The organism is Rhodococcus sp. NPDC057135, assembly GCF_042670865.1.
In the GTDB taxonomy this organism is placed as follows: Bacteria; Actinomycetota; Actinomycetes; order Mycobacteriales; family Mycobacteriaceae; genus Rhodococcus_F.
Window position 1 is genome coordinate 202,865 of the sequence record NZ_JBHUUU010000002.1, and the last position, 21,466, is coordinate 224,330.

The 21,466-nt window shown below is 63.2% G+C and carries 20 protein-coding genes; 14 read left to right on the top strand and 6 right to left on the bottom strand.

The features are described 5' to 3' along the window. Positions 1-13 precede the first annotated feature (13 nt). Positions 14-646, bottom strand: coding sequence for a TetR/AcrR family transcriptional regulator (locus ACFT1A_RS03970; protein ID WP_378445919.1), 633 nt, complete (start codon positions 644-646; stop codon positions 14-16). Between the two features lie 167 nt (positions 647-813). On the opposite strand from ACFT1A_RS03970, the gene ACFT1A_RS03975 reads away from it, so the two are divergent. Continuing rightward, complete coding sequence (locus ACFT1A_RS03975) at positions 814-1,104, top strand: zinc ribbon domain-containing protein YjdM (protein WP_378445920.1); 291 nt, start codon at positions 814-816, stop codon at positions 1,102-1,104. 100 nt (positions 1,105-1,204) lie between these two features. Continuing rightward, on the top strand, positions 1,205-2,236 hold the full coding sequence (locus tag ACFT1A_RS03980) for an ABC transporter substrate-binding protein (RefSeq protein WP_378445921.1): 1,032 nt from the start codon (positions 1,205-1,207) through the stop codon (positions 2,234-2,236). 43 nt (positions 2,237-2,279) lie between these two features. Here the strand turns inward: ACFT1A_RS03980 and ACFT1A_RS03985 are convergent, their stop codons facing one another. Beyond that, positions 2,280-3,611 (bottom strand): hypothetical protein, encoded by a 1,332-nt coding sequence (locus tag ACFT1A_RS03985; protein ID WP_378445922.1) that lies wholly within the window; start codon positions 3,609-3,611, stop codon positions 2,280-2,282. A 224-nt stretch (positions 3,612-3,835) separates the two neighbouring features. On the opposite strand from ACFT1A_RS03985, the gene ACFT1A_RS03990 reads away from it, so the two are divergent. Together ACFT1A_RS03990 and ACFT1A_RS03995 are read left to right on the top strand one after the other, a co-directional pair. Continuing rightward, positions 3,836-4,255, top strand: coding sequence for a DUF1622 domain-containing protein (locus tag ACFT1A_RS03990; RefSeq protein WP_214886538.1), 420 nt, complete (start codon positions 3,836-3,838; stop codon positions 4,253-4,255). A 31-nt stretch (positions 4,256-4,286) separates the two neighbouring features. Then, positions 4,287-5,687 carry a DUF2252 domain-containing protein gene (locus ACFT1A_RS03995; protein WP_378445923.1) on the top strand — a complete coding sequence of 467 codons (1,401 nt, stop codon included), beginning with the start codon at positions 4,287-4,289 and terminating at the stop codon, positions 5,685-5,687. Positions 5,688-5,691: 4 nt separating this feature from the next. On the opposite strand, the gene ACFT1A_RS04000 is transcribed toward ACFT1A_RS03995, so the two are convergent. The 3 genes from ACFT1A_RS04000 to ACFT1A_RS04010 all read right to left on the bottom strand — a co-directional run bounded on the left by ACFT1A_RS04000 (position 5,692) and on the right by ACFT1A_RS04010 (position 8,022). Then, positions 5,692-6,408, bottom strand: coding sequence for an SRPBCC domain-containing protein (locus tag ACFT1A_RS04000; RefSeq protein ID WP_378445924.1), 717 nt, complete (start codon positions 6,406-6,408; stop codon positions 5,692-5,694). 2 nt (positions 6,409-6,410) lie between these two features. Continuing rightward, positions 6,411-7,025, bottom strand: coding sequence for an ArsR/SmtB family transcription factor (locus tag ACFT1A_RS04005; protein ID WP_378445925.1), 615 nt, complete (start codon positions 7,023-7,025; stop codon positions 6,411-6,413). Between the two features lie 73 nt (positions 7,026-7,098). Continuing rightward, complete coding sequence (locus ACFT1A_RS04010; RefSeq protein ID WP_378445926.1) at positions 7,099-8,022, bottom strand: neutral zinc metallopeptidase; 924 nt, start codon at positions 8,020-8,022, stop codon at positions 7,099-7,101. A gap of 163 nt (positions 8,023-8,185) precedes the next feature. Here ACFT1A_RS04010 and aspS point away from each other — a divergent pair, with 163 nt between their 5' ends. The 3 genes from aspS (at position 8,186) to ACFT1A_RS04025 (ending at position 12,393) form a co-directional block, all read left to right on the top strand. Further along, positions 8,186-10,009: an aspartate--tRNA ligase gene (gene aspS / locus ACFT1A_RS04015; protein ID WP_378445927.1), complete on the top strand. Its 1,824-nt coding sequence runs from the start codon at positions 8,186-8,188 to the stop codon at positions 10,007-10,009. An 18-nt stretch (positions 10,010-10,027) separates the two neighbouring features. Next, positions 10,028-11,020, top strand: coding sequence for a DUF389 domain-containing protein (locus tag ACFT1A_RS04020; protein WP_378445928.1), 993 nt, complete (start codon positions 10,028-10,030; stop codon positions 11,018-11,020). Positions 11,021-11,211: 191 nt separating this feature from the next. Beyond that, positions 11,212-12,393: a kinase gene (locus ACFT1A_RS04025; protein WP_378445929.1), complete on the top strand. Its 1,182-nt coding sequence runs from the start codon at positions 11,212-11,214 to the stop codon at positions 12,391-12,393. Positions 12,394-12,465: 72 nt separating this feature from the next. On the opposite strand, the gene ACFT1A_RS04030 is transcribed toward ACFT1A_RS04025, so the two are convergent. After that, the gene (locus tag ACFT1A_RS04030) at positions 12,466-12,846 is read right to left on the bottom strand and encodes a nuclear transport factor 2 family protein (RefSeq protein WP_378445930.1); all 381 of its coding nucleotides are present in this window, start codon (positions 12,844-12,846) and stop codon (positions 12,466-12,468) included. Between the two features lie 171 nt (positions 12,847-13,017). On the opposite strand from ACFT1A_RS04030, the gene ACFT1A_RS04035 reads away from it, so the two are divergent. The 7 genes from ACFT1A_RS04035 (at position 13,018) to ACFT1A_RS04065 (ending at position 21,429) form a co-directional block, all read left to right on the top strand. Beyond that, positions 13,018-14,361: a replication-associated recombination protein A gene (locus ACFT1A_RS04035; RefSeq protein ID WP_378446117.1), complete on the top strand. Its 1,344-nt coding sequence runs from the start codon at positions 13,018-13,020 to the stop codon at positions 14,359-14,361. A gap of 77 nt (positions 14,362-14,438) precedes the next feature. Beyond that, positions 14,439-17,111: an alanine--tRNA ligase gene (gene alaS / locus ACFT1A_RS04040; protein WP_378445931.1), complete on the top strand. Its 2,673-nt coding sequence runs from the start codon at positions 14,439-14,441 to the stop codon at positions 17,109-17,111. Between the two features lie 2 nt (positions 17,112-17,113). Next, entirely contained in the window at positions 17,114-17,647 is a 534-nt protein-coding gene (gene ruvX, locus ACFT1A_RS04045; RefSeq protein WP_378445932.1) for a Holliday junction resolvase RuvX, read from the top strand. Further along, positions 17,644-18,954 (top strand): endolytic transglycosylase MltG, encoded by a 1,311-nt coding sequence (mltG, locus tag ACFT1A_RS04050; protein WP_378445933.1) that lies wholly within the window; start codon positions 17,644-17,646, stop codon positions 18,952-18,954. The genes ruvX and mltG overlap by 4 nt, the downstream gene beginning before the upstream one ends. Then, complete coding sequence (locus ACFT1A_RS04055; protein WP_378445934.1) at positions 18,944-19,783, top strand: shikimate dehydrogenase; 840 nt, start codon at positions 18,944-18,946, stop codon at positions 19,781-19,783. The genes mltG and ACFT1A_RS04055 overlap by 11 nt, the downstream gene beginning before the upstream one ends. A 257-nt stretch (positions 19,784-20,040) precedes the next feature. Beyond that, the gene (locus tag ACFT1A_RS04060) at positions 20,041-20,505 is read left to right on the top strand and encodes a prepilin peptidase (protein WP_378445935.1); all 465 of its coding nucleotides are present in this window, start codon (positions 20,041-20,043) and stop codon (positions 20,503-20,505) included. A gap of 225 nt (positions 20,506-20,730) precedes the next feature. Next, positions 20,731-21,429 (top strand): S1 family peptidase, encoded by a 699-nt coding sequence (locus ACFT1A_RS04065; protein ID WP_378445936.1) that lies wholly within the window; start codon positions 20,731-20,733, stop codon positions 21,427-21,429. Positions 21,430-21,466 lie beyond the last annotated feature (37 nt).

Genomic DNA, 21,466 nt, shown 5'->3' on the forward strand with positions numbered 1-21,466 from the left:
ACGGCTGGCGAAATCAGTTCGCGGATCGGAGAATTCGAGCCATCAGGAGTAGTGCAGGGTCCAGCAGTTCGGTTCTGGGGCCGGCACGTTCGCTGCCCTGCCATTTTCGGAAGACGTAGCGCATCGCTGCGCCCGCTGTGATGACCGTCGCGGTGGCTTCGTCTGCGGCGGCGGTGTCCGCCGGAAGTTGTCGATAGTCGGGGCGCCCGCGCAGCTCGCGCGTCAAGAGTCTGGTGAGTGTGTCTTCCAGGTCGTGGAACGTGGCGAGGTGCTGTTGCAAGAGTGTGGGATGCCGTTCGAACAATTCGCGTCTGTGCGCGAGCAGGTCGGGCCGCTCGTCGACGATCTGCATGGCCTCTTCGAAGACCGCGAGCGCGCCTCGGAGTGGATCGTCGGGGTGCTCGTTGATCAGCGTGATCATGCTCGTCTCGCTCGGCACGACGAGCATGAGCCCACCGATTGCGGCGTCCTTGGTCGGAAAATAGTTGAAGAACGTGCGCGTCGACAGGTTGCAGGCTTCGCAGATCTTCTCGACGGTCACTTCGTCGTAGCCCAGTCCGAGGACGAGTTCGACCGCCGTGTGCTCGATCAACTGCCTCGTGGCAATTCGCTTTCGTTCACGCAATCCGAGTGTTTCGGTTCCCATTTCATCCATAATTGCACAGAGTGCAAAGTTTCATCGAGTGCAATATTTGTCTCAAGAACGGTTTATGAAGTGCAAAAATGGGAATCGCGCGCCGGCTGGATAGGATGACCCGCGTGGAAGACACCCTGCCCCCATGCCCCGAATGCGCCGGCGAATACACCTAGGAAATGGGTGCGCTGATGGTGTGCCCGTCCTGCGCACACGAGTGGGCACCGGCCGATGGTGCAGGTGAGGCTCCGGGAGTGGTGAAGGACTCTGTAGGAAACGTCCTTGCGGACGGAGACACCGTGACGGTGGTCAAGACACTCAAGGTGAAGGGCAGCCCCTCCGGTATCAAGTCGGGTACAAAAGTGCGCAACATCCGCCTCGTTCAGGGCGTCGGCGACCACGACATCGATTGCAAAGTCGACGGCATCGGACCGATGCAATTGAAGTCGAGTGTCGTCAAGAAGGTATGACCGGATAGCAATAGATGTCGGCTCGAAATCCTGTTCAATTTCGACTGTTCGATCGCCACAATCGAGGAGATTCTCGACTGCCGAACGAATGGACCGAACTGTGTCGAACTCGATTTGCCTGCACCCCGCACTCGAAGACCCCGTACTTCATACAGACGAGCAGTGGAACCGCATCGTCGATGCGCTGCCGCGCCGGGGTTTCCTCGGCGCCGGGCTCGGCGCGGCGGCCGCGACGCTTCTGGCAGCGTGCAGCAGTGACGAAAACGGCTCGGAGTCTGCAGGTCTCGTCACCGTGCAGGACGAGACGGGCAGCATCGAGATTCCGTCGGATCCCCAGCGGATGGTCATCGCCCATGTCAGCGCCATGGCGACGGTGCTCGACCTCGGTGTGCCGCCGGAGAAGATCGTCGGCGGCTTCTTCGGTCTCGAAGGTGTGGGCAGCGATGCGGTGTTGCGGACGATGCCGGAGGCCGCGAACATCCCGAACCTCGGCACGGCCGGAACCTGGAACAAGGAAGCCATCATCGGTGCGTCGCCCGATCTGATCGTCATGCTCCTGACCGCCGGAAATGCTTATGCGGCAAAGTCCTACGACGAACTTTCGGCGACCGGTGTACCGGTGTTCGCCGGCTTCAACGGGTTCCTCACGTGGGACGAGATGAAGAAGTTGGTCACCTCGATGGGCGTCGCGGTCCGACGCGAAGACGCTGCCGCGGAATTGAACGCGCGAACGGAAGACCGACTCCTGGCAATCAAGGATCGACTCTCGGCACTCGGCTCGCTGCCGTCGGTAACCCTCCTGCGCACAGGCGAGAACGGCGTTGTCTACAACCAGGTCGACGCTCTTCTCGACGCCCTCGGATTCCCCGGTGATCGAGCCACGTCGGAGGAGTTCACGCGCACACTTTCCGCGGAGCAACTCGATCAGGTCACCAGCGACGTGATCGTCGTCGGCGCTTTCCAGGACCAGCAGGATGTCCGCGCCCAGTTGGCGATGAACCCGCTGTGGGAGCGGCTTCCCGCTGTCCGCTCCGGAAACGTCCACTACGTCGACGACAGCCTGTGGGGCTCGGGCTATTCTCCTCGCGCGACACAGCTGCGGCTCGACGACATCGAGCGGATCTTCAGCTGACACCACGCACGCATTCGGCTGGAGCTTCGGCCCCGGTAGGTCTCTACCGGTAGGGATCATCTGCTGAGCGGTAGATGAGTACGATGCCGTTCTGCGCTGGGTTGTTGCAAGTGAAGAGCACCTCACCGGCGGGGACGATGCCACAGTTCCAATCGCCGTAGGTGGTTCCATCCAGCGGTTTGTCGTACAGCATCGGGTAGGTCGCTTGCATCATCTTCATCGCTTCGACGCAGGTGGAGCCCCCACTCTTGATCAATACGTCGCGCGCCTTCCCGTCTTCGGCGGTCACCGTTCCACATGAGCCGCCCGTCGAACCGCCCGAGTTCGTGGGAGCTCCGTTGTACGCGCTCACCTGACAGGAATTGATCGAATTTTCCTGGGCCGATTCGAATGTCTCCCCACTGTGGGGGAAGAACCAAACAAGGGACCGATACATCCATGTGCCCTCGCAATCCCCGAGGTCGAACGCGACCACCGTCGCTTTCTCCGCGGATGCGGCTGCCACACTGGAGGCGAACGTCACGTTCAAAGCGAGACCCGTGCCGGTTGCCTGCTCGCCGCCCCAGCTCTGCCACACGATGTTGCTGACGGAGCCTGAGGCGCTCCCACCGTTGTACACCGTTTCAGGGCGGACTTCTCCGTATCCGTCTTGCGAAGGCCCCCACACGCGTCCGAGGACTGGCTCCGATCTCTGGGAGACATTCGATGTGGGCATTGGCTGCGCCTGTGGAGCCAATGCCTCTACATATCGGTAGTCGAACCCGTGAGTGGAGAACGAAAATCCTCGTGTCGAGGTTTCGGACCGACATGACACTCCGGTTTCTTGGACGTTGCAGGAGAAGCCCTCGGTCGAGAGCGTTTGACCGTAGGAAAGAACCGGCGTCGTGCCATCCGTGCGCCAGAACAGCGCCTGGCTGAGCCTCGCGAACCGAGGATCGTCTGTCCTGTTGACCAGGATGGCATTTGGTCGGACGAGGTTGTCCGACCCGTGATCCGCCACGAGTGGGGCATCTTCGACGTCGATATCCGTGCTGGTTTTCGGCTGGCACCCTGCCATCTGAGTATCGGCCCCGCTCTGCGCGCTTGCCGTCAGAATTGCGCAACGCCACAGACCGCTCGGCGTTGTGAAGAAGTATCCGCTCAGCCCACCCGAGGTGTATCGGAAACCTGCCGGATCGACCAGTGCAGGAACGAGAGTCGTTGCGTCCCTTTCCTGCGACGCTTCCGCAGGTGCGGATGTCACTGATGCCGACAACGCATCCTTGTCCGGACCGGCCGGAGTGACCTGGTTCGCGCAAGACGCGGTTGTGATTGCCGCCCAGACAACTAGTAGTGCTCGTGTTGATCGTCCGCGGACGTGCACACGTGGCCTCATTTCATCAGTGAGTGTGGCGGATATTTAATTGCAGTAGAAACAAACTCGCTCACGAAGAACCTGACCTCGTAACGTATCGGCAGATCGTCACGGTGGGTATCGGGTGTTCGGCTGACAGTGTCCGCGGGGCGCGAGCGACGTTGAAAGCGCGTCGAGCAACAGCGCCTGGTAACTACCGTCGTGTCACCTCGACTTATCGGTGCGTTACCTCGAGAATCATGACCATGGACAAAATCAGGTTCTTCGAGCTGGTCACCGAATGGTTCGAGGTGCTCGGTGTTGTTGCCATGGTTCTCGGGTTCGTGTTCGCATTCGTGATCGCGGGACGCGCGTGGACTCGAACGCGCGACGGTAGTTCAGCGTTTCGCACTCTGCGCGAAACCATGGGCGCGGTCATCCTTCTCGGGCTCGAGATTCTTGTCGCCGCTGATCTGGTCAAGACGGTGACGTCTTCACCGTCGCTGACCGATGCCGCAGTTCTGGGCATGATCGTGCTGATTCGAACGGTGCTCAGCCTGTCGATTCAGATCGAGATCGACGGGGTACTTCCGTGGCGCAAGGCGTTGGTGTCCAGTCCGGAACTCCTGGTACGCGCGGCGCGCGGATCAGGAGGCCGAGCGATGCCCGACGCGTCGAGTTCGTAGCGATAGCCGTTGCGAGTGAAAGGTCGGGCAGATGACAGCAGTGCGCACCGAACATCTCTCTGTCGACGAGCGGCGGGCCCGCGGCCGCCAGGCGCGTAGAGACACCCCTCTGGCGGCGCTCGCTGATCTCGCCGACAGCGACCGCGACCCGATTTCGCTGCTGGAAGTGCAGGCGCAATCCCGGGTCCAGGACCTGGTACCCATTCGCTATGGGCGGATGTCGGCATCGCGATTCTCGTTTTTTCGGGGTGCTGCGCTGGTGATGGCCGACGATTTGTCGCGCAGTCCGGATTCGGGCCTTCGCAGCCACCTCTGCGGTGACGCACATCTGAGCAATTTCGGGATCTACGCAACGCCGGAGCGGAAGTTGGCGTTCGACATCAACGATTTCGACGAAACCTACCCGGGCCCGTTCGAGTGGGACGTCAAGCGACTGGCCGCAAGTTTGGTGATCGCCGCGAAGGACAACGGGTTTTCGGGTAAGGAGCGCAAGAAGATCGTTCGCGGATGCGCGGCCGAATATCGGGAAACCATGATCACCCAGGCAGGGTTGGGAAATCTTGCAGTCTGGTACTCGCACGTCGCACCCGAGGACGGACTCGAGGCTCTCCAAATCGACCTGAAGAAGCGCATGGTCGCTCGCACACAAGCGACGCTGGACAAGGCTCGCCGCCGCGACAGTGTGCAGGCGGCAGGCAAGTTCACCGAAATCGTCGACGGCCGGCGACGATTCATCAGTGATCCGCCCTTGATCGTGCCCGCAAACGAGTTGTTCGCCGGGACCGATCTCACGCAGATCGAGGACCTGTTGCGCCAACGTGTCCGGTCGTATCGCGACACACTGCAGTGGGATCGACGCGTTCTCCTCGACGCCTTCGAGATGACGCACATCGCCAGAAAAGTCGTGGGCGTCGGAAGCGTCGGAACACGCGCATGGATGATCCTCATGAAAGGCGTCGACGACGACGATCCGTTGATTTTGCAGGTCAAAGAGGCGCAGCCCTCGGTGCTGTCCGGCTACGTCGACGGCCCGACCTTCAAGAACGAAGGGGAGCGCGTCGTCAACGGGCAACGCTTGATGCAAGCGACGAGTGACATTTTTCTCGGCTGGGAACGAGGGCCGGGGCTCGACGAGGGCGAGCACGATTTCTACATTCGCCAACTGCGCGACGGTAAAGGGTCGGCAGTCATCGAGGAGATGGTGCCGGAGGGTTTGGAACTCTACGGCCGCTTGTGCGCGAGGGTCCTCGCCTACGCGCATGCTCGCTCGTCCGATCGGATAGCGATCGCCGAATATCTCGGCGACGGAACCGAATTCGATTTCGCGATCGGGGAGTTCGCGGCTGCCTACGCCAAACGCAACGCCCGCGATCACGCCGCTCTGCTGACCGCGATCGACAACGGTCGTGTGTCAGCAGAGCGGGGAGTGTGACGACTCAGGCGAACACGCCGGTGAGCCAGGCCTGCCACGCTGCCGTCGCTGCGTCACCATCCGCATCCGCGGCGAAGAGGTGATGGGCCGCGTCGACGTTGCCGCCGAAGGCATTTCGGCCGTAGAACCGAAGCAAGGCGTTCTCGGTGCGCAAGCCGATGAACCAGTCGTCGACGTAATCGACGATTGCTTCGATGGTCCCGATTCCGGGCACATTCACCGTCACCGTGTCGCCGACGGCGGTGCCTCGGGTGATTCCAAGTGCGCCGCGAAGTGTTTCCATGGCGTCCGGCGCGCTGGAGGCCTCCGGACCCTCGGCCGAGACGTACGTTGTGGGCCTACCGGCAAAGTACTGCACGTACTGGCCGAGACTGTGAAGGTAGAAGTCGGTGTGCTTGCTCGCTCCGTCGTACTGGTTGTCCCAGTCCTCGGCAAACACTCCGGCGTGGACGTAGCGGACAACGGCGGTGCTCTCGTCGCGTGCTTCTACGACGTATTCGAGGTTGTTGAACCAGCCGTCGGGGCCTTGCATGTGGATGGCAAGTTCGCTGGGCGGCTCCCAGGTCGCGATGATCGGGCTGTCCGGGCGGCTGCCGTCGGCGGGGATCTCGAGGGGGGAGGGGAACATCCAGCCGGCCGTTTCGGCCGAGATGGCGGCCCAGATCTGCTCGGGAGTTCCGGGGACGACCACCTCGCGGCGGATTTCGAATTTCTCGGACATTGTTACTTCTCCGTTTCGGGCGCGTCGGTGATGTGGGGTGTGGTGAGGCTGGGATGCAGGGCGACAACGAGGCGGTGTTTGCGTCCGCCTTCGGAGTTGCCGCCGTGGTACTTGGCGACGAGTGAGTTGATCGATTCGCCGAGTTCGCCGGCGAATGCGGCGCGGTCGGATGCAGTCGCAAAGGTGATGTCGCTGTCGATGGCAAAGGACGCCAACGGTTTTCCGGCCGCAGTCGCCCCGGCGATCAGCTCGCCGACCTCTCGGACGATCCGCGCCGCCAGAGTGACGAGCCAGCGCGCCGAGAGCTGATCCGGGAACCGGCTCGGGTCCGGGGCGAGTGCAGACATGGCGGCGGGGGAGATGACGTACGACGCGGCGCTGGCCTGCATGATGCGCTCGGTCATGTTGCCCCGCTTGCGTTCCTCGACGAGTTCGACAAGTCCGTGCTCTTCGAGAGTGCGTAAGTGGTAGTTCACCTTCTGGCGTGTCAGTCCCACCCGAGGCGCCAGCGAGGATGCCGATCCCGGCACCGCCAATTCGGCCAGAATCCGTTGCCGTATCGGGTCGAGCGATGCCTCCGCGGCAGCGGGGCGATCGATGACTGCTACTTCCAACATGAGAAAACCATCCCACCGACAATCAATTCTGTCAAGACAGAAAAAATTGTCGGCGGGATGGTTTCCGGGTTCTCTACCGCTTCAGGTCGGGTGGGTTGTTCAGATCCCTCGCCGAGTAGGTGTCACATGAGGAGACCTGGCCTGTTTGATATCCAGTTGCGAACCACGCCTGACGTTGCGCGGAAGAGCCGTGTGTCCAGCCCTCGGGGTTGACCCGACCGGTCGTGGACTTCTGGATACGGTCGTCTCCGACCGATGAAGCCGCCGACTGTGCGTCACGAATGTCCTTCTCCGAGAGTGGCTTCAGGAATGGTTGACCAGTCGCTTCGTCGGGAATCGTGTCCGCGAAGTGTGCCCAGACGCCGGCGTAGCAATCTGCCTGGAGTTCGGTGCGAACTGCACCCGACTGTTCGCCCTGCGGGTCGGCTTGCGCGCGGCCGATGTCTCCGAGCTGATTCTGGATGTGATGTCCGAACTCGTGAGCGACCACATACTCCTGTGCGAGCGGCCCCGCGCTGGAACCGAAACGGTCGACGAGCAGTTGGAAGAAACTCGTGTCGAAGTATGCCGTCTGGTCGGCCGGGCAGTAGAACGGACCGACATCACTCGACGCCTGTCCGCAACCGGTGTTGACCGAACCGCTGAACAAGATGACCTCGGGTCGGACGTACGCCGTACCGGTCTGCTTGACCAATTGCTGTTCCCAGACATCGTCGAGGCTTCCGACGGTCAGAGTTACGCGGCAGTTCACATCGGCGTTTGCCTGAGCGCCGGTGCACTCGTCGACCGACGACAGTCCGGTCGACGAACTCGAGGTCTCGGTAGACGTGCCCAGCAGTGAGCCGGGGTCACCGCCGAAGAGCAGCGCCAAGATCAGGACGATGATGCCACCCGCGCCACCGCCGATCGCGATTTTGCCGCCGCGGCCACCGCCGCCCCCGCCGCCTTGAACCTGAACGCGTCCCGCTTCACCGCGGGCCCCCTCGTTGAAGGTCATCTATGTCCGCTTTCTGCTGTCGTGAACCAGTGCTTGCCGTCACTTCTGGAGATAGCTTCGCATGCGATGCGGGTCCGCGTTTCCGCTCTGCGCAGTTCGCTCCGTAGGATCGCAGGCAAAGTAGTCGGTCGTCGGTTATTGGAAGTAGTTCGAAAGGAATCCCGTGCTGCGCACACATCTCGCCGGTTCATTGCGACCCGAGCAGGCAGAGCAGACCGTAACGCTCACCGGTTGGGTAGCCAGGCGTCGTGATCACGGCGGAGTGATCTTCATCGATCTCCGTGATGCATCCGGAGTTGCGCAGGTAGTTTTCCGGGCAGGTGACGTGGCCGAGCAGGCGCACCGTCTGCGCGCGGAATACTGCGTCCGCGTGACCGGAACGGTCGAGGTTCGCCCCGAGGGCAACCAGAACTTCGAGATCCCCACGGGAGCAATCGAGGTCAACGCCACAGAACTCGAGGTTCTCAACGAAAGCGCACCGCTGCCGTTCCAGCTCGACGATCAGGTCGGCGAAGAAGCACGCCTGAAGTATCGTTACCTCGATTTGCGTCGTGAGGGGCCCGGCTCCGCAATTCGCTTGCGCTCCAAGGTAAGTGCTGCAGCGCGCGGAGTTCTCTCGCACCACGAGTTCGTCGAGGTCGAGACGCCGACACTCACGCGTTCGACACCAGAGGGCGCCCGTGACTTCCTCGTGCCGTCACGCCTTCAGCCCGGTAGCTTCTACGCGCTGCCGCAGAGCCCGCAGCTGTTCAAGCAGCTCCTCATGGTCGGCGGCATCGAGCGCTACTACCAGATCGCGCGTTGCTACCGCGACGAGGATTTCCGCGCCGATCGTCAGCCGGAGTTCACCCAGCTCGACATCGAGATGGCATTCGTCAACCAGGACGACATCATCCTGCTCGCCGAGGAAATCCTCACGGCGCTGTGGAAGCTGGTCGGCCACGAGATCAAGACGCCGATCGACCGCATGACCTACAACGAGGCAATGCGTCGTTACGGCAGCGACAAGCCCGACCTCCGTTTCGGTATCGAACTGGTCGAGTGCGCCGAGTTCTTCAAGGACACGACGTTCCGCGTGTTCCAGGCCGAGTACGTCGGCGCCGTCGTGATGCCCGGTGGTGCAAGCCAGCCGCGCAAGCAACTCGATGCTTGGCAGGAATGGGCGAAGCAGCGCGGCTCCAAGGGGCTGGCGTATGTGTTGGTCGGCGAGGACGGCACCCTCGGTGGCCCCGTCGCCAAGAACCTGACCGACGCCGAGCGTGAGGGCCTTGCCGCTCATGTCGGAGCTCAGCCTGGTGACTGCATCTTCTTCGGAGCAGGTGCGACCAAGTCGACGCGCGCGCTCCTCGGCGCAGCCCGTGGCGAGATCGCGCGCAAGAAGGACCTCATCGATCCCGACGCGTGGGCTTTCGTGTGGATCGTCGACGCTCCGATGTTCGAGCCGACTGCCGACGCCACTGCTTCCGGTGACGTTGCGCTGGGCCACTCCGCCTGGACGGCCGTGCACCACGCGTTCACCTCACCGAAGCCGGAGTTCTTCGACACGTTCGACACCGATCCGGATTCCGCTCTCGCCTACGCATACGACATCGTCTGCAACGGCAACGAGATCGGCGGCGGCAGTATTCGTATCCACCGCAAGGACATTCAGGAACGAGTGTTCAAGGTGATGGGTATCTCCGAGGAAGAGGCGCAGGAGCAGTTCGGCTTCCTCCTCGACGCCTTCGCCTTCGGCGCGCCCCCGCACGGCGGAATTGCATTCGGCTGGGACCGCATCACCGCGCTCCTCGCCGGCATGGATTCCATCCGTGAGGTCATCGCGTTCCCGAAGTCCGGCGGCGGCGTCGACCCGCTGACGGATGCGCCGGCACCGATCTCGGCTCAGCAGCGCAAGGAATCGGGTATCGACGCGAAGCCCGAGAAGAAGTCCGAGGACAAGAAGTCAGAGGACAAGAAGTCCGAAGGCGACACCGGCGAAGCCAAGTAGAGCCGACACCGGATCGCCATGCTGCATTTGCGGGTGATCTGCCCGACCGAGCGCACCGAGCAAGTTCTCGGTGCGCTCGCGTCGCAGCGGGGCGCGACACACATCGTCGTATTACGTGATGTCGCAGTTCATCCTGCCGGTGACATGGTGGAGGCCGACGTCGCCCGTGAAGCGGCCAACGACGTCGTCGATGCCCTGAACGAACTCGGCGTCGCCGAGGACGGCGGAATGACGCTCGTACCGGTAGAGACGGTGTTGTCGGCGGCGGCGCGCAAAGCCGAGCGTGACGTGCCGGGTGATCCAGCGGATTCCGTCGTGTGGGAGGAATTGCTGTCCCGCACTCGGGAAGAATCAACTCTCAACGGATTGTTCGTCGCGTTCCTGACGATCGCGTGCCTTCTTGCCGCAATCGGCGTTGTCACCGACTCACAGATCACGATCGTGGGCGCCATGGTCGTCGGCCCCGAGTTCGGGCCGCTGGCAGCCCTTGCGGTGGCACTGGTGCGGCGCGACCGACGGTTGCGCCGACGCTCGATTCTTGCGCTCGCCGTCGGATTCCCCATCGCGATGGGCGTGACTCTTGCTGCCACGTTCGTGGTGAAGTTCTTCGGATGGATGGACGTCGTCAGTCTCGAATCACTCCACGAGGTCGATTTCGTCTACAAGGTCGGGCCAATTTCCTTTGTCGTCGCCCTCCTCGCCGGCGCGGCCGGAATGCTGGCGCTCGTCTCCTCGAAGTCCGCCGCCTTGGTCGGTGTGTTCATCTCGGTCACCACAGTTCCCGCCGCTGGTTTCGCCGTGGTTGCGGCAGCTAACGGGGAGTGGCGGATCGCCGGATTGTCGTCTCTGCAACTGGCGGTCAACCTGCTCGGGATAGTCATCGCCTGCGTACTCGTTCTCTGGGTCAGAACGCGGGCCGACGAGGAATTCGAAGCAGCGTTGAAGGGCATTTCTCGATTTGTCGACGAGGACGACGACGCGGACAAAGACGACGCGGACAAATCTGCGTGACGTCGTACGAGTGGAGTTCTGCTCACGAGTAGAAAAATTCTCGCGAGGACTGTGCGACGGTGTGGCGATTAGGGACTTTTGTCATCACCGCACGTGAGGGCCTGTTTCTGTCGCTGTGAGCGCTCGAATTTTCGAGCCCGCGACGATCAGCTGGGCATGATCGGAGTCACTAACGGGTAAGTTGGTCGGTGATGACCGCATTACTGGCAGACCCCGTTTCCGAAGTCGTCGCAGCTGCTGAGCAGTTGCTGACACGCCGCACAGGGGCACCCGTAACCCTGGTGGATCCAGTCGATCTCGGGGGGAGTGGCCGCACCGTCGTGCTGCGCGTCCGTGTCGCCGAGAATCCGTTCTCGTTGCCTCGCACACTGGTGATCAAGCAGGTCCGCGACAACTTTCAGGGAGCTACCAAGACGGCGATTGCGCTCCCCGCCGCATCCGAGGGTGACTTCGACGTCGAAACCGCCTTCCTCCGTGAAGCGGTGTCGTATCAGTTCGCCAACGCGCTGGCCAAGGACGCTCGCCCCGGCGCGGAACTGCTGGCGTCCGACCTCGACGCTCGTCTTTTGATTCTGAGTGATCTCGGCGACGCCACCGCCATCAGCGTCCGTCTCGAAGACTCCGACCCGGACACCGTCACGCACACGTTGATGGCCATGGCGCAGGCCATGGGCCGCATGCACGCCGCGACAGTAGGCCGTGAGGACGACTTCACCGCGCTGCTGCGTCGCGCCGAGGTCGCCCATTGCTCCGACGAAGTAGCGGATCAGGTGGGACGCGCCGTGGCCGGCGTTCCCACCATGCTGGTGGAAAGTCTCGGCATCGATGTGAGTTCGGACATTCTCGAGCAGGTGCAGCACGCACAAACGCTGTTCAGTGGCGGCCGGTTCCGTGCATTCAGTCCGTCGGACCTGTGCCCGGACAACATCATCGTCAACGACGACGGCGTGCAGTTCCTGGACTACGAGTGGGGCGGCTACCGCGACGCCCTCCTCGACATCACCTACGCGCTGGTGTCGTTTCCCGGTTGCCTGTGCAACATCGACCTGACCGAAGAGCGGGCGTCGGCGATGGTGGATGCCTGGCGGGCCGAGGTCGTCGGGATGTGGCCCGCCCTGGCCGACGAGGCCGAGTTGGGACGCAGGATCGTCGAAGCCCAACTCATCTGGGTCTGGCTCAGCACCTACCTGTACCTGCCCGAAGACCATTCACGTATCGCTGCGGTTCGAGAGCACTATCTCTCGATCCCGCGCGCCGACGCACTGGTGGGACGCTGGGCCAGGCTCGCGCGTTCGGCGCAGCTCGCCGGCAACGACGCCGTCGAGGCACACGCCCGCGAGGTCGTGGCGGCGTTGCGCACCGAGTTCAGTTGAGTCTCTGACTGACCACATGCAGAAGGGCGCCCGTGCACGCAGCACGAGCGCCCTTTCTTTGTCGAGGTCCGCTCAGTTGTCGGAGACCAGATCGCTCTCGGACAGGTCCGTCGCTGCGAGCGCCGTCGCCAGATCAGGATGCCGGAACGTCGACGTGACCTGATCCGCCACGACTCGGAACGCCGAGGCCACAGTTGCGGACTTGTCCGGTTCGGCCGCCCACGTTGCAGTCTGTTCGACGACGACCACGCCGTGGTGGACGTACATCTTTCCGGGGACGAGTGTGATGCCGGCGTTGGTGGCCCACTCGCGCAGGGCAGCGAGTCCCTGGCTCGCGCCCTTGGGGCCGCCGACCTCGATGTCGTCACTCGACAACTGCAGCAGTGTGTCGATGTCTTGGGAGTTGAGTGCATCGTGCCACGCGAGGACGGTGGCGATCTCGGAGGTGCTCATGGCGACAACGCTATCCAATGCTGATTCCCAGCGGGGTGAGGGCTGGCGGAACAGTGGATTGTGTCAGGCGTCGGTGGTCTCTAGTAGCGTCGATTCGTGAGCGATTGGCAAGCGGAAGACAGCACGGTGGCGGAAGACGGCCTCTTCGAGGCAACACCGGAAGAGTCCGAGATCGACGAACCAGATGTCGTGTCGGTAGCCGAGCGCGCTTTGTCCTCGGTGCCGCCCGGTGCTCCTCTGGCTGTCCGCATGCGCCCGCTCACTCTTGGTGAGGTTGTCGGGCAACAGCACTTACTCGGGCCCGGCGCGCCACTGCGCAGAATGGTCGAGGGTTCCGGCGCCGCATCGGTGCTTCTGTACGGACCTCCCGGCACCGGCAAGACCACGCTTGCATCGTTGATCTCGGGTGCAACAGGCCGTCGGTTCGAGGCTTTGTCTGCTCTGTCCGCGGGTGTCAAGGAAGTCCGCGGTGTCATCGAACTCGCGCGCCGTCGCCTGCTGAACGGCGAACAGACGGTTTTGTTCATCGACGAGGTTCATCGTTTCTCCAAAACCCAGCAGGACGCCTTGCTCGCCGCAGTCGAGAACCGGATCGTTCTCTTGGTCGGCGCGACCACCGAGAACCCGTCGTTCTCCGTCGTCTCCGCGCTGTTGTCGCGCTCGTTGGTCCTGCAACTGCAATCGCTCACCGCTGCCGATGTCCAGGAACTGCTCGAGCGTGCGGTCGCGGACGAGCGAGGGTTCGGGGGAGCGATCACGATCGACGACGACGCGATGGAACACCTCGTCCGTCTGGCTTCCGGCGATGCACGCCGAGCCCTGACGGCACTCGAGGCCGCTGCCGGGGCCGCACTGGACACTGCAGGTGACGCGCCGGGTCCGGTGGTGCTCGACCTCGCGACCGTCGAGGCCAGCGTCGACAAGGCTGCGGTTCGGTACGACCGTGCCGGAGATCAGCACTACGACGTCATCAGCGCATTCATCAAGAGCATTCGCGGCTCCGACGTCGACGCCGCACTGCACTACCTCGCACGGATGCTGACCGCGGGCGAAGACCCTCGATTCATCGCACGGCGTCTGGTCGTTCACGCCAGCGAAGACATCGGCATGGCCGATCCGACAGCTCTGCAGACTGCGACCGCCGCCGCGCAGGCAGTGCAGCTGATCGGCATGCCCGAGGCGCGTCTTGCTCTGGCACAAGCCACCATTCATCTGGCGACAGCCCCCAAATCGGGTGCGGTCATCGCCGCTCTCGGCGCTGCCATGGCCGACGTGGCCGCCGGAAAATCCGGACTCGTACCGCCGCATCTGCGCGACGGGCACTACAAGGGCGCCGAGCAATTGGGCAACGCAGTCGGTTACAAGTACCCGCACGACACACGTGATGGTGTTCTGCGGCAACAGTATCCGCCGGACGATCTGGTGGGTGTCGACTACTACCAGCCCACCGCGCACGGCAACGAGCGAGAGATCGCCGATCGGGTGAGCAAACTCCGTCGAATAGTTCGTGGCTGACGCCTGCCAGGTTCCACCGGTCGACGCGTTAGTCTGGACACCCATAGCTCGACGCTCTTGAAGGTAAGGACCGGTTAGTGCAAACCCACGAGATCCGCAGGCGATTCCTCGACCACTTCGTCAAGGCCGGCCACACCGAGGTGCCCAGCGCCTCGCTGATTCTCGACGACCCGAACCTTCTGTTCGTCAACGCGGGCATGGTTCCGTTCGTGCCGTTCTTCCTCGGGCAGCAGACGCCGTCCTACTCGCGCGCGACGTCCGTGCAGAAGTGCGTCCGCACCCTGGACATCGAAGAGGTCGGCATCACCACCCGCCACAACACCTTCTTCCAGATGGCGGGCAACTTCTCCTTCGGTGACTACTTCAAGAAGGAAGCCATCTCCCACGCCTGGCAGTTGCTGACAGGTTCGGTCGAGGACGGCGGATACGGCATCGATCCCACCCGCCTGTGGGCCACCGTCTACCTTGACGACGACGAAGCATTCGCGATCTGGCGCGACGAGGTCGGACTGCCCGAAGAGCGCATCCAGCGCCGCGGCATGAAGGACAACTACTGGTCCATGGGCATCCCAGGACCCTGCGGACCCTGCTCGGAGATCTTCTACGATCGCGGCTCCGAGTACGGCGTCGAAGGCGGCCCGGAAGCCGACGAGGACCGCTACATCGAGATCTGGAATCTCGTGTTCATGCAGAACGAGCGCGGCGAGGGCACCAACAAGGGCGACTACCCGATCCTCGGACCGTTGCCGAAGAAGAACATCGACACCGGTATGGGCGTCGAGCGCGTCGCGTTCCTCCTGCAGGGTGTCGAAAACGTCTACGAGACAGATCTTCTCCGCCCCGTCATCGACAAGGCCGCCGAACTGACCGGCAGTGTCTACGGGACCGACCACACTTCAGACGTCCGTTTCCGGGTCATCGCCGACCACGCACGCACCGCCGCGATGTTGATCGCCGACGGTGTGAACCCCGGCAACTACGGCCGCGGGTACGTCCTGCGTCGGTTGCTGCGTCGTATCGTGCGCTCGGCCAAACTGCTCGGCAGCGAGCAGCCCACCATGCGCGAGTTCATGATCGTCGTCCGCGACACGATGGCGCCGTCGTACCCGGTTCTGGAAACCGACTTCACGCGCATCGAGAACGTTGCCGTCGGTGAGGAGACCGCGTTCCTCAAGACGCTGGCCTCGGGATCGGCACTCTTCGAAAATGCTGCCGAGTCGGTCAAGTCGTCCGGAAAGTCGGTCATCGCCGGCGATCAGGCGTTTGCACTGCACGACACCTACGGCTTCCCGATCGACCTCACGCTCGAGATGGCGTCCGAGGCCGGTCTCACCGTCGACGAAGACGGTTTCCGCTCGCTCATGGCCGAGCAGCGCAAGCGCGCCAAGGACGACGCGCAGGCTCGCAAGCATGCTCACGCCGACCTCACGGTCTACAAGGAACTGCTCGATCGAGGCGCCACCGAGTTCACCGGTTTCGACGAACTCGTCTCCGAGGCTCACGTTCTCGCGTTGATCGTCGACGGCGTCCGCGTGCCGGTGGCGAAGGCCGGCCAGGACGTCGAGGTCATCCTCGACCGAAGCCCGCTCTACGCAGAGTCCGGTGGACAGATCGCCGACATCGGTTCGCTCACCGCTCCGGGCCTCGAGGCCAAGGTCAACGACGTGCAGAAGATCGCCAAGAAGGTCTGGACGCACAAGGTGACGGTCAAGAAGGGCGAGATCACCGAGGGTGACGTCGTCCTCGCACACGTCGATGCCGAGTGGCGCAAGGGCGCAACCCAGGGGCACTCCGGTACCCACATGGTGCACGCTGCGCTGCGTCAGGTGCTCGGCCCCAACGCGGTGCAGGCCGGCTCGCTCAACAAGCCGGGTTACCTCCGCTTCGACTTCTCCTGGCAGGGCGCGCTGTCCGAGTCCCAGAAGCAGGACATCGAAGCCCTCACCAACGAAGCCGTGGCGTCGAACTACGCGGTCAACACCTTCGTCACGGATCTCGACAAGGCCAAGTCGATGGGTGCGATGGCACTCTTCGGCGAGAACTACGGCGACGAGGTTCGCGTCGTCGAAATCGGCGGCCCGTTCTCGATGGAACTGTGCGGCGGTACTCACGTCGGAAGCTCCGCTCAGATCGGTCAGGTCACGCTGCTCGGTGAGCAGTCGGTCGGCTCCGGAATCCGACGCGTCGAGGCGTACGTCGGTTTGGATTCGTACCGCTACCTCGCCAAGGAGCGCGCGCTCCTGGCCGGACTGTCCTCCTCACTGAAGGTTCCTTCGGAAGAGGTGCCTGCTCGCGTCGAGGCGCTCGTCGAGCGACTCAAGGTGGCCGAGAAGGAACTCGAGCAGACCAAGGCCAAGGCTGTTCTGGCGTCGGCAGGCGAGTACGTCGCCAAGGCCAAGCGCATCGGCAGCGTCCTGGTGATCGCCGAACCGGCTCCTGCCGGAGTCGGTGGAAACGATCTGCGCAGCCTCGTCACGGACATCAAGGGTCGCCTCGGCTCCGAACCTGCCGTCGTAGCTCTCCTCGGTGACGTCGACGGCAAGGTTCCGTTCGTGGTCGCCTCGAGCAAGGCAGCTCAAGGTCTCGGTGTGAAGGCCGGCGAACTGGTCGCGTCGTTCGGACCCAAGATCGGCGGCCGCGGCGGCGGAAAGCCCGACATGGCCCAGGGCTCGGGTTCGGACTCCGCAGGAATCCCGGCGGCGCTCGATGCGATCCGGGACCGAGTCGGAGAGCTGGCGGGCGGCAGCTGACGGTGGTGGCTACGCAGGTGGGTCCCGATCGCCCCGGCATCGACGACCCTGGTCGCGGGCGGCGCATCGCCATCGACGTCGGCAGTGTTCGCATCGGCGTCGCGTCCAGCGACCCCGACGGCATCCTCGCGACACCGGTGGAAACGGTTCCACGCTCGAAGGAGCGTGGGCCCGACGCGCCGGATATCCGGCGCATTATCGACATCGTGTCCGAATACGAGGCCGTTGAGGTTATCGTCGGACTGCCACAGACGCTGCGCGGTGAGCAAGGTAAAGCCGCCGGTATCGCGACTGCATTCGCCAAACGACTGCAGCGGGCCGTCGAACCGATCCCGGTGAGACTGTCCGACGAACGACTGACGACTGTCACGGCTGCGCGCAATCTCCGCGAAAGTGGAGTCAAGGCACGCGGTCAGCGGCCGATGATCGATCAGGCTGCGGCGGTGGAAATCCTGCAAGGCTGGCTGGACGAGCGGAGTAGAGCTGTGAAACCAGGGGAGTCGTCGAAGGACGCTGCACTGGAGGGCGATCTGTGAACGCGCGGTGGGATGAGGGCGGCGGAAGCCGGCCCACCAGTTCGTTCGACTTCGACAACGACGAGACCATGGTCATGCGTGCGCTGCCGCAGAACATCGATCCGCCGCACATGTCGCGAGCCGAGGCACGTAAGCAACGCGAAGCGCGCAACAAGCGCGCCAAGCGAGGCAAGAAGGTCGGTGTTCTCGCCCTGCTGGTGTTGGTGATCGCAGTCCTCGGTGTCGGTGCATACGGCGCTCTCTGGTACATGGATCGCAACAAGACCGCGGAGGATTTCGCCGGCCCCGGCGGCGCACCCGTGGTCATCCAGATCAACAGTGGAGAAACCGCATCGGAGATCGGTGCGACGCTCGAGGCGAAAAACATCGTCGCGAGTTCCGCTGCTTTCTACAACGCGGCGATCGCCAATCCGTCGGAGATCCAGAAGGTGCAACCCGGCTTCTACCAGGTGCCGGTGCAGAGTAGCGCCGCGAGCGCTCTCGACACCTTGGTTGCCCCGGACTCCCGAGTCGGCAGTGTTGTCATCGCCGAGGGTCGTCAGCTGCACGACAGTTCGGACGCGCAGACGGGCTCACTCAAGAAGGGCATCTACAACCTCATTTCCGAGGCGAGTTGTGTAGGCCCGGTTTCCGCTCAGAAATGCGTATCGACAGATGAATTGAACACTGCGGGAGCATCTTCCGATCTGGCTTCGCTCGGCGTCCCGGACTGGGCCATGTCTTCGGTCAAGAGCGTGCCGGACAAGGATCGTCAGCTGGAAGGTTTGATCGCCGCCAGCAGTTGGGATTTCGACCCGACTGCGACGCCCACCGAGATCTTGCGTGCGTTGGTCGAGGGCAGTGCAGCCAAGTACGAGGCCACCGGGATTCTGACAGCCGGAAGCGGCGTCGGAATGTCGCCGTACCAGTTGTTGGTGGCAGCGTCGTTGGTCGAGCGTGAGGCATTGCCTGGCGACATGGCCAAGGTCGCGCGAGTGATCGTCAACCGACTCGCCGTCGATCAGCCGTTGCAGTTCGACTCCACGGTCAACTACTCACTCGACACCACCGAGGTCGCCACCACGGATGCCGACCGTGAGCGCGTCACTCCCTGGAACACGTACGCGATGCCCGGCCTGCCCGCGACGCCGATCGCTTCGCCGAGCATCGACGCTCTCAAGGCCGTGGAATCCCCGGCAGACGGCGACTGGTTGTACTTCGTCACGATCAACAAGGAAGGCCAGACGCTCTTCACCAAGAGTTACGAAGAGCATCTCGCCAACATCGAACTGGCACAGCAAAGTGGGATTCTCGACAGTGGACGGTAGTACCGCGGCAACACTCGAGACGCCGCGTAAGGCAGCTGTTCTCGGAAGTCCGATCGCTCACTCGAAGTCGCCGTTGCTGCACCTTGCGGCGTACGAGGCTTTGGGCCTGAGCGATTGGACCTACGAGCGGATCGAGTGCACCGGCGAGCAGTTGCCTGCCCTCGTGGATTCACTCGGCCCCGAATGGGTCGGACTCTCCGTGACGATGCCCGGCAAGATCGCGGCACTCGAGTACGCCACCGAACGCACACCGCGGGCGGTGACCATCGGCTCGGCCAACACCTTGGTTCGCATCGACGGCGGTTGGCGTGCCGACTGCACGGACGTCGACGGAGTCAGCGGTGCCCTGATCGCCGGCGGTGTCGGCGATCTGAGCGGGAGTTCGGCGGTAGTTGTCGGCGCGGGCGGCACCGCGCGGCCGGCACTGGTCGCGTTGGCCGACATGGGAGTTCGGGCAGTCACCGTGGTCGCACGTGATCCGGGACGCGCATCCGGTGCCATCGAATGCGGTGGTGCTGTCGGGTTGGACATTGATCTGGTTGCGTTCGACGATGCGCGGCTCGGTGGGATCTGCGCCGAATCCTCGGTCTTGGTCAGTACCGTTCCCGCAGATGCGGCAACGCCCTTTGCCCAGCAATTGGGGAAGGCGCGGTTTGTCCTCGACGCGATCTACAACCCCTGGCCGACGCCACTCGCTTCGGCTGTCGAGGCGGCTGGTGGCACGGTGATCGGTGGCCTCGAGATGTTGCTCAATCAGGCCTTCGGACAGGTCGAGCAGTTCACGGGCAAGCCCGCTCCGCGAGAGGCCATGGCAGCCGCTATCGCCTAGCTTTGTTCACAGGGCCCAAGTAGTCCACAAGACGATTCGTAGTCTGCCCCTGGTGAACGCCAGACCCCAAGCTCGAAACCATGTGGACAGTGGTGGTCTTGGCTGGCGCTGGGGTCGTCGCAGGTGCCTGCGCTCGGGCGATCGCCGACAGTTGGTTGCGGCGACACGGTTATCGACCAGTCACGACTGGCTGGTGTGCGCCGCAGTGCGCCGTCGCCACAGGTTGGGTTGTCGTCGGTGCGCTGAATACTTCAGTGGTGCAGCTAATTTCAGGTCTCGCCGTGGTGTGGTGGTGCGTTGCGATCTCGACTGTCGACCTGGCTGTGCGCCGGCTGCCTAACAGTTTCACCTTGCCGGGTCACGCAGTCGTGATGGTCTACGCGACGGTGTCGGGAACGGTGTGGGCAGCCGCGATGGGATCGGTACTGCTCGCCGGAATCCACCTCCTGGCGCACGTGATGTCGCCTCGTTCCATGGGTCTCGGCGATGTGAAGCTCTCTCTTCCGCTGGGTGCACTGACCGGATTGGTGGGAGCGGACGCCTGGCTGTGGTCGTTGGCCTCCGCGTCGGTACTGACCGCAGCCCTGGGTATCGTGCTCGAACTTCGTCGAAGACTCGAACGTCGAAATTCCGGCCCGGTAGCCCGCAATTCGCCCATCGCGCACGGACCCTCGATGTGCCTGGCAGCATGCGGTTCGATTGCGTTTGCCTGGTGGACGTGACGAGCGCAACGTTCACGAAGAAAGCTCCGTCATTGAGGATTCAACGACGGATCGTGATCTGCAGGAAAGACGTAACCGTCGGTTTCATTTGTTCGGGCATCGTAAGCGCGCAGTCCCAGTATGCGGCGCGTCGGACTTGCCGAATGTCCCCACACTGTCGTTCACTGTGGTTTCGGAAATGGGACAAAACGAATCTCGTTTCGCACTCGATTATCGGGGGAACCTATGCGCACAAGGCTTTTCGTCGCTGCGGCAGCCTGTTTGGCGGCTGTGGCTGCAGGGGCAGGCGTCGCCGGCGCCGCGCCTGCACCATCTTCGGTGGCATTGGGCGGGGGCTCAGGAATCCTGCTGCCGGACGTGGATCACTCCGATCCCGACCGAGTTGCGGCGTGCACGTTGACCGCGGTCGGCTATGACAACGCCGGTTCGCTCGTGGCACTCACCGCCGGACACTGCGGAGTTGTCGGGGACCGGGTGTTCGCCGAATACCTGCCCGAAGCTGGTCCTATCGGCCGATTCACCTACTCGAGTCCGGTCTCGGACATCGCCGTAATCGATCTCGACGACGCAAAGGTCGCTCCGCTGCGTACCGTCGGCGGCACGACGATCAACGGTATCGGCGCCCCGCCTGCACCGGGCACGATCGTGTGCAAGGAAGGCCGTTCGACCGGCAACACGTGCGGCATCACCTGGGGCTACGACTCCGTCTACGGAGAGATCGTCGAGCACACGTGCTCGATTCCCGGTGACTCCGGTGGACCACTCGTCGTCGGCGATCGCCTGGTGGGCTTGATCAGCAACGGTTTTGCGCCGTACTGCTTCGAGCCGCTCCCGCCGCCTTTCCATGCTCCCGACAACTCGGCGGACATCAACATCGGTTTGGCTGACATCAACGCCAACGGTGGAGGATTCCGCCTTCTCTAGACCCACAGGTACTGCTGAGATGGCCCACACGCATCGT